The organism is Kistimonas scapharcae, assembly GCF_039540975.1.
Classification (GTDB): Bacteria; Pseudomonadota; Gammaproteobacteria; order Pseudomonadales; family Endozoicomonadaceae; genus Kistimonas; species Kistimonas scapharcae.
Window position 1 is genome coordinate 1 of sequence record NZ_BAABFL010000356.1, and the last position, 8235, is coordinate 8235.

An 8235-nucleotide genomic window follows, 5' to 3' on the forward strand; every position below is an offset into this window, starting at 1 on the left:
TTCCCGTTCAGAGGAGCTACACGACAAAGTCATCGGAGAGTTCATCTCCAGAATGTGGTATCAACCGGTTTGAAACATGACCTAATGATTTTGAAATTGAAACTTGTGGCACAAACAACTGATCTCTCTGGAGGGTGAGCTGTAGCTTTTCTATGGTGTATTGGGTTAGTTGTTTTCTGGGCAAAACCGCTACGTTTGTCATCATGACTTTCAGAAGCTGAATGAATAGCTTGTGTGTCAGGTTTGTGAGTAAGGTGCTGTTTTTTCGATATCATCAATGTAACCCCAATTTTTTAATGCTGAAGGCAGGATGTGAATAGTTTCTCCAAGATATAGATATTGTCTGTTTCTATATTGTTTTGACAAGTTTTTATATATTGTTGTTTATTTATTTTTAATCTTGTTATTCGTGCTTTCTATTTTGTTTTTCATTAAGGCTCAAATGAAATCTTTCTTTTTCATTTGTGGCTTTATAACTGGCAATTTCCAATTGCTCGGGCTTTGTCAGGTGATCAAAATTGCTTAGTATAATATTTCTGAAATTAGTCAACTCATAGGGCGTTTTACGCAATTGGATAGAATTACTAACGATAGGAGTAGGAGGGGGAAGATCAAGGCCGTGCATACTAAGCGAATAAAAATGACTCAGACTTGGTAGCTATTTCGATCTGGTTAAGAACCTTTGTACCGAAATCGCCACCATTTTTAGATTTTGGGGTCCGGAAAATTGGACCCCAAAATGATTACTTATCGTCTAATTCTTTGTTTTCATTCTCAAAACCGCCTGCCTGGAACTCATACCACATCACGTTGATGATGCCGAAGGAGCAGGCCAGCAGAACGCCGAGAATCCAGGAAAAGTACCACATAACGTTATTCTCCTCGTCTGCGCTCAGTACAGTGAATGGCTGTTGTCTTCAATGTGCTGCACGCTGATACGGCCCCACATCTTGTAGAAACACCAAGTGGTGTAAGCCAGTATGATCGGTACGAAGACCGCAGCCACAAAGCTCATGATGCCCAGGGTCAGGTAACTGGAAGTGGCATCCCAGACGGTCAGGCTGACAGCCGGATTGCTGCTGGAGGGCAGGATGAACGGGAACAGTGAGGCACCCGCTGTTGTGATGATGCCCAGCTGGCAGAGGGAGCTGCTGATAAACGTCAGTGAAGGCTTACGCCCTGCCAGCAGGATAACACCGATGGCACCCAGGAAGCCGAGTACCGGCGCCAGCAGGGTGATCGGGTACTTGCTGTAGTTAGCCAACCAGCGACCGCTTTCAACGACAACAACCGTTTTGTGAAGCGGGTTAGAAGCGGCATTGCCGTCGATAACGCTGGTGATTTCAAAGCCAGGGATATGGGCAACCCAGAAGCCGGCCACGGCGAAAGCAACAATCACGACAATGGCCAGACGACGGGCAGCGATCACTGCACGTTTCTCAACACCGCCTTCAGTACGCAGGCCCAGCCAGCAGGCGCCCTGCATCAGGATCATGGTCAGGCTGACTACGCCGCACAGCAAAGCGAACGGGTTGAGCAGGCTCCAGAAGGAACCATTCAGGGTGGAGCGGAGGTAGGTGTCCAGGTTGAAGTCGTAGCCCTGGAACAGGTTACCGAACGCCACGCCGAATACCAGTGATGGCACAGTGCCGCTGATGAACAGGCCGAGGTCACACCACTTACGCTGGTGTGGTTCAACCTTAGCGCGGTATTCAAAGGCAATGGGGCGCATCAGCAGGGCAAACAGCACCAGTACCATGGCCCAGTAGAAACCGGAGAACGCGGTGGCATATACCATCGGCCAGGCAGCGAAAATCGCGCCGCCAGCGGTGATGAACCACACCTGGTTACCGTCCCAGTGCGGGGCGACCGCGTTGACGATCACACGACGCTCGTTGTCATTCTTACCCAGGAAGGGCAGCAGGCCGGCTGAACCCAGGTCGTAGCCGTCGGTGATGGCAAAGCCGATCAGCAGTACGCCGACCAGTACCCACCACAGGAGTTTTAACATTTCATATTCGATCATCTTCCATCCTCCCGTCAGTGAGTGCTCATGCCGGCTGGCAGTTCAGCTTGTTTTTCAAAATGGTAACGGCCGGTGTGCAGGCTGCTCGGGCCGAGACGGGCGTACTTGATCATCAGGTAGCATTCGACAACCGCGAAAATACCGTAGAACAGGGTAAAGCCGGCAATACTCATGTAGAGATCGGTCGCGGTCAGGCTGGACGCGGAGAGTGACGTCGGCAACATACCGGCGACGGTCCATGGCTGACGGCCGAATTCGGCGACAAACCAGCCCATTTCACAGGCAATCCAGGGCGCTGGCAGTGACCAGAGGACAATTTTCAGGAAGCGCTTGCTCTGGTATTCCGTACGGCGCGCGGTCTTGATGAAGGCGGTCACGAAGATCAGCAGCATGAAGAAGCCAAGGCCGACCATGATCCGGAACGCGAAGAAGAGCGGGGCAACCTGCGGGATGGTGTCTTCCGCCGCCTGTTTGATCTGGGCGTCGGTGGCATCCACTACGTTGGGGGTGTAGCGGGTCAGTAGCAGGCCATAGCCCAGGGTGTCTTCGACTTCCTTGAACTGTTCGCGGATTTCCGGGGTATCGTTACCGGCCTTCAGCTCTTCGAGCAGGCGGTAGGCTTCCATACCATCACGGATGCGGGCTTCGTTACGGATCAGCAGATCCTTGATGCCAGGCACTTCTTCGGTCAGGGAACGTGTTGCGATGATGCCCATGACCCAAGGGATTTTGACGGCGTAGTCGGTACGCATCTCTTCCTGGTTGGGGAAGCCGAATGCAGTGAACGGCGCCGGCGCTTCGTAGGTATCCCACTCTGCTTCGATGGCGGCCAGTTTCACCTGCTGTACGTCGCCCAGCTTGTAGCCGGATTCGTCACCCAGCAGGATAACGGACATGATGGACGCCAGACCAAAACCGGCGGCAACTGCAAAGGAACGACGGGCAAAGGGAACATCCCGGTCGTTCAGCATGTAGTAAGCGCTGATCGCCAGGACAAAGATGGCGGCGGTGGTGTAACCGGCGGCCACGGTATGGATGAACTTGACCTGCGCGACCGGGTTGAAGAACAACTGGCCGAAACTGGTCATTTCCATGCGCATGGTTTCAAAGTTGAACTCTGCGCCGACAGGGTTCTGCATCCAGGCGTTGGCCACCAGGATCCAGAGGGCGGAGAGGTTGGAACCGATCGCGACCAGCCAGGTACAGCCCAGGTGCTGAACCTTGCTCATGCGATCCCAGCCGAAGAAGAACATACCGACGAAGGTGGATTCCAGGAAGAAGGCCATTAAACCTTCAATGGCCAGCGGCGCACCAAAAATATCCCCGACATAATGGGAGTAGTAGGACCAGTTGGTGCCGAACTGGAATTCCATGGTCAGACCGGTGGCGACGCCCAGGGCAAAGTTGATGCCGAAGAGCTTGCCCCAGAACTTGGTCATGTCTTTGTAGATCTGCTTGCCGGTCATGACATAGACCGACTCCATGATCGCCAGCATGAAGCTCATGCCGAGTGTCAGGGGAACAAACAGGAAATGGTACATCGCCGTCAGTGCAAACTGCAGACGCGAGAGGTCTATTACTTCATCCGGGATCATTCTATCCTCGCTGGTGTGGCTTGGGGGAAAAGTGCCTGCACCGCCCGTTCTCAGGAGACCTTTCCCGTTGTAGTCAATACGACGGTTTCCCTGCGTCGCCACAGCTCTCCGGCTGCTGGCCCGGTGGCTGTAATACTCTCCTGATACAAGGATGGAACGGTGCAATCTTCGGAGGTATTACATACCTAGACTGGCAGCGGGAATTATAGGTGTCCTGATTGACTGGAGATTGATCTGGGTCAACATTTGCGTCCCGCACCAGACATTTTGTTGAATAATTCAACTCGGCTTGAAAGCGCACTCTTTAGACACTCCCTCAGGCATGGAGTTCCAGGGTACGACGTGCATTATAGAGGCTGATTTGCCAGCTTTTATGCACAGCCGGTATTTCGATCGGTGCGCGGTTAAGCTGGGTCTGCTGGTTACTTACCGGGGCTTCATGTTCGGCGATGAATTCCAGTTTCTCGCGGTTGGCCTGGTAGTTATCGATCAGAAAGTCCATGGTGCCCTGGGTCAGCGGCACCCGGTAATAGCGGATCAGGTTCTGCGCCAGCCGTTCCGCCATGGCCGCGAGGCTGACATCCACCGCATTCGCCATCGCCTTGCCGACCGAAGCCTTGATCATGGGGCTCATGCCGGGCTCGATGGCGCCCAGGCTGGTGGCGGGGGTACTGTCGATGGCGCGCTGGATGGCCGGGTTGCTCAGGTCGATACTCTGGCCAAGGATGACCGCAATCCCGGCCGCGAGCTCCCGGGCTCGGGACTGGGTCAGGCGCTTCTCGCTACTGCTGCGGGCGTGGTCCATGCTGCGGTCGCTGGTGCGGCGGATGCGGTTGTCTTCCAACAGCTGGGCTAACTGCCGGGCAACCTTGATTTTTTCGTCATCATCCAGGGCGATGCTTTGTTCCGAGATTTTCAGCGAGCGCCGGACCTGGTCGCCACTGGTCTCTTCATATTGCTTACTGCGCAGTTGCCAGACCTTCAGCGCACGACTGAAACGTCGGCTCTCGCGGCTGAGTTTCTGCTGGGCGTTGAAGGCGCGTTCATACAGGTCAATGGCTTTGTCCAGCTGCGAGGCCTTGATTTGCAGTGCCATCAGCTGTTTGCCAGTGTTGTTGGTAATGCGTCGACACTCGGTCACTTGGCGAGTCAGGCTGTCCATGGCGTCCACGGTAACCGTCAGCAGGTGCCGCGGGCTGAGTCCCGGGGCTGTATTGATATCTTCCCGTGGCTCAATATAGTTCAGATACGTCGCCAGCGCGCGCAAACGGCTATTGACCCGTGCCCGTGCCAGTCGGTAGTTGTTACGTTCTTTTTCAAGGCTGTCCATGGAACGGGCGAGGTTCCAGTCACCGCTGTATTCGTATTTCAGGTATCGGATGCGGCGTCCACAGATCAGCTCGAAGCAGAGTGTCAGCAGCTCTTCCACATCGTGCAGGGTCATCAGGTTTTCATTGTCCTGCTCGATGGCTGACAGGATGCGCTCCAGGAACATCTCCTCCCTCGGCGACCCCTGTCGTACGCTGGGTACCCGACCGGTCAGACGCTGTCGCATGGCCTCGGCAATGCGGGGGTGGGTCTGGCGCAGTTCATCGTAGGCGTTTCCGGCAGGTTCCCGGATGTTGTGGATGATATCCTGCATCCGGTTGTAGAGACCTGCGCGACGAAACAGCTCAATATGTTCCGCCTGACGTGCCAGTTGCGCATCGCCGGTCAGGTCTTCAATCGCCAGGGTGACCCATGCAGGACCGAGGTCGAGCTTGCTCAGGATGATGCCTGCAGATTCTATCCGTCGGCTCTCTTCACCCATGTTCTCCAGGCGCAGGTCGCGCACCATATAGAGGAGTTCTGGCAGGCAGTCGATGACTTCCAGCAGGTTTTTCTCGTCCTGTTTTTCCTGGTGGCCGTGGGTGGTGTTGTAGATCAGTTTGGTGGCGATACCGAGCAGGCCGGCAATCAGGGCATAGGCCAGGAAGTAGATCGCCCGGTCCAGCGGCGGAAAGGTTCCATAGCCAATGTAATAAGCGCTTGAGGCGGTAATAAATGTGACGGGACCCGCGGTCCAGGCCAGCATCAGGAACGTAATACCCCAGGGTTCCTTATGGGGCGCCGTACGGATTTTGTCGAGCAGCCCCTGTCCTCGAGCCTCCATAGCCAGTGTGTCTGCTGAGCGAATGGTGTCTTGCTTGTTTTTTCGTACCGGCCACATGGGTTGTTCTGGTCGTTTATTACTGCCGGGTGAGCGGCTGAAAAGTGTATGCAGGCAGATTGGGTCAGGTTTTTTCAGGTAGTGATTGTATAGGGGGTGGCGCGGGTTCCCATATGTATTAATACGTCATTCCATGATGAGCTGATGGTTACTGTGAGTTATAGCAGGGAATGGGGCTCAGGTTCGGAATGTCGGATTCGGTTTCGGCCATCCGATTTTGCTTGGTATAACGCCCGGTCTGCTGAGTCGAGCAGGCGGTCAAGGTCGTAGCCACAGTGCTCAGTGCTGGACAGGCCGATACTGAGGGTGACTTTTTCCGAGTCCAGCTCGTCAAACTTGAGCGCCAGCAGGCCTGTGCGGATGCGTTCTGCAATTTGTTGGGTTCTTGCCGTTGTGGCATGGGGAATGAGGGCAACAAACTCTTCACCACCCATGCGGGCAAGCAGGTCGCGGTTGCGCAGGTTGCTGCGGCAGACATTGGCAAACATCTGCAGCACCCTGTCGCCGAAGGCGTGGCCATGGGTGTCATTCAGTGGTTTGAAGTGATCAATGTCCATATACAACAGAGTGGCGGGTTTCGCTTCCTGCTGCAGGCGCGTCAGCATGGCGGAGGCATCTCGCTGAAACGCCCGGCGGTTGTACATGCCGGTCAGGTCATCCAGATCCGCTTCACGACGGAGTTCGTCATAACGCTTGCTGGCCCGGAACAGGGTGCGGGTATGGGAAGCTATATCGCTGGCCAGCTGAAGCTGGTCTTTATCCAGCGGTGTCTTGTCGTATTGGCGAAGCAATACGACCGTCCACGTATGGCTGGATTCCCAGAGTACAGGAATAATGCTGACTGACGCGGCCTGGTGATGGCCATATTGCATCTGCAGGGTCGCTTCTTCTGCTGAGCGGGCAATGTTGCCCAGTAAGGTCAGGCGTCCATCAACCAGTTGCTCGAAAAGAATTTTTTGTTGACCGCTCAGGCCGAAAACCGATATCTGGTTATTTCTGATATGCAGAAGGGCGCAGGTATTGATTGGTAAAAGACTATTCAGGGTAGCAAGCAGGCGAGAGCCTATCGCTTCCTCATCCATGCCATTGAGGTTGTCCAGATAGTGTTTAACCGCATCATTGTATATTCGTCGATGGCGGTAATGTCGCTGCAGGCTGTTTTCCATCAGCGCATAGTTTTGCTGGTAGGTTCGATAAAGGGCGGTGGTGTAAGCAGGCAATGCCAGGCTGAAGGCGATCGCCTGGATAACCAGTGCGGGATAATGTGCCCAGCGGAATACGTCGATGGTGTAGCCCTTAATGGCTAACAGGCTCACAAGGCTGCCCAGACAGATGACCAGCCACCCCATGAAAAAGAACGATGCGTTGCTGTGTGCTTTTCTGACAAGTACCAGGCTGCATGCACTCAGTGCGACAAAGGTCATTGCCAGCACGCCGTAAAACAGCGTTGTCAGCGGTTGATCCAGGGGCTGGAAGTTCAGAAGGCAGCTGCCCGCTATTAGCAGCAGGATGGAATAGAGTGCATGACAAACAACATAGATAGGGCGTGATTCCTCTTTGACTGGAACCAGAGACAACATAAATCGAATGGCAAACGCAGCAGCAATGGCGCCGAAAAACAGGGGTTGCTGTCTGGTCCAGTTGTCTAGTGTGACCGCTGGTAGGTCAAAACGTGAGAAATCACTGGATACGAGATAGAGCAGGGTCGCACCCGTATAAATGGCAAAAAACAGATAGCTGGACTTGTGTGCACGAATGAAAATGCAAATGTTGAAAATCATCAACGCCAACAGCATGCCCAGCGAGAGTGTCAGGACTTGTCCGGTTAATGGTGCCAGCGCGGATGATGAATCCGTCAGTGATGTATGGCCAGGCTGATCAGTCGCACTCACTGGTGCTGACAATAAACAGGCAATAGCTGACAGTAATGCCGTTGGTATTGAACGCTTATGTGAAAACACAGTGTCTGTTTGGGTAATACACATCCGTGATGTAACCCCTGTTCTCAGTATTTATTGTTGTGAAAAGGGTCTCATGCCTTGAGCAATCCCCAGGCCAATTATCGTAACGTTGTTGTAGTGTCGCTTACAATGCCTTGAGGCTACGTGTGCCGTGTATCGCGTGAGTGTTCTTGCAATGGTATCTGTACAGGTTTGACCTGGTACGACACGGAGTGCGTTCAAATGTGTCACAAATGGTCACCTGCTGCGTTGGGTATGTCGCTTGCCATTGGCTTAATGAGTAGCCACCGCCAGCACAGCGATTGGCAATATTAGCTCGACAACGAGTGGGTGTAACATGCCCCGTTCTCTGCACAGCCCAGGAACCTTAACTCCCGCTTAACGATCTGAAGAAGTAAGGCTAAATTGAATGAAGAGAGCGTCCCCTGTGCTCTTCAGGCAAAA

The 8235-nt window shown here is 53.8% G+C and carries 5 protein-coding genes; all 5 read right to left on the bottom strand.

Features of this window, described 5'->3' with window-relative positions; genetic code table 11:
* Positions 1-743: 743 nt before the first annotated feature.
* Positions 744-869, bottom strand: coding sequence for a cytochrome bd-I oxidase subunit CydX (gene cydX / locus ABD892_RS12785; protein WP_345196141.1), 126 nt, complete (start codon positions 867-869; stop codon positions 744-746).
* Between the two features lie 23 nt (positions 870-892).
* Positions 893-2026: a cytochrome d ubiquinol oxidase subunit II gene (cydB, locus tag ABD892_RS12790; protein WP_345196142.1), complete on the bottom strand. Its 1134-nt coding sequence runs from the start codon at positions 2024-2026 to the stop codon at positions 893-895.
* A 14-nt stretch (positions 2027-2040) separates the two neighbouring features.
* Positions 2041-3621, bottom strand: a complete 1581-nt coding sequence (locus ABD892_RS12795; RefSeq protein ID WP_345196146.1) for a cytochrome ubiquinol oxidase subunit I — start codon at positions 3619-3621, stop codon at positions 2041-2043.
* 316 nt (positions 3622-3937) lie between these two features.
* The gene (locus ABD892_RS12800; protein ID WP_345196144.1) at positions 3938-5830 is read right to left on the bottom strand and encodes a hypothetical protein; all 1893 of its coding nucleotides are present in this window, start codon (positions 5828-5830) and stop codon (positions 3938-3940) included.
* A 158-nt stretch (positions 5831-5988) separates the two neighbouring features.
* The gene (locus tag ABD892_RS12805; protein WP_345196145.1) at positions 5989-7815 is read right to left on the bottom strand and encodes a sensor domain-containing diguanylate cyclase; all 1827 of its coding nucleotides are present in this window, start codon (positions 7813-7815) and stop codon (positions 5989-5991) included.
* Between the last annotated feature and the right edge of the window lie 420 nt (positions 7816-8235).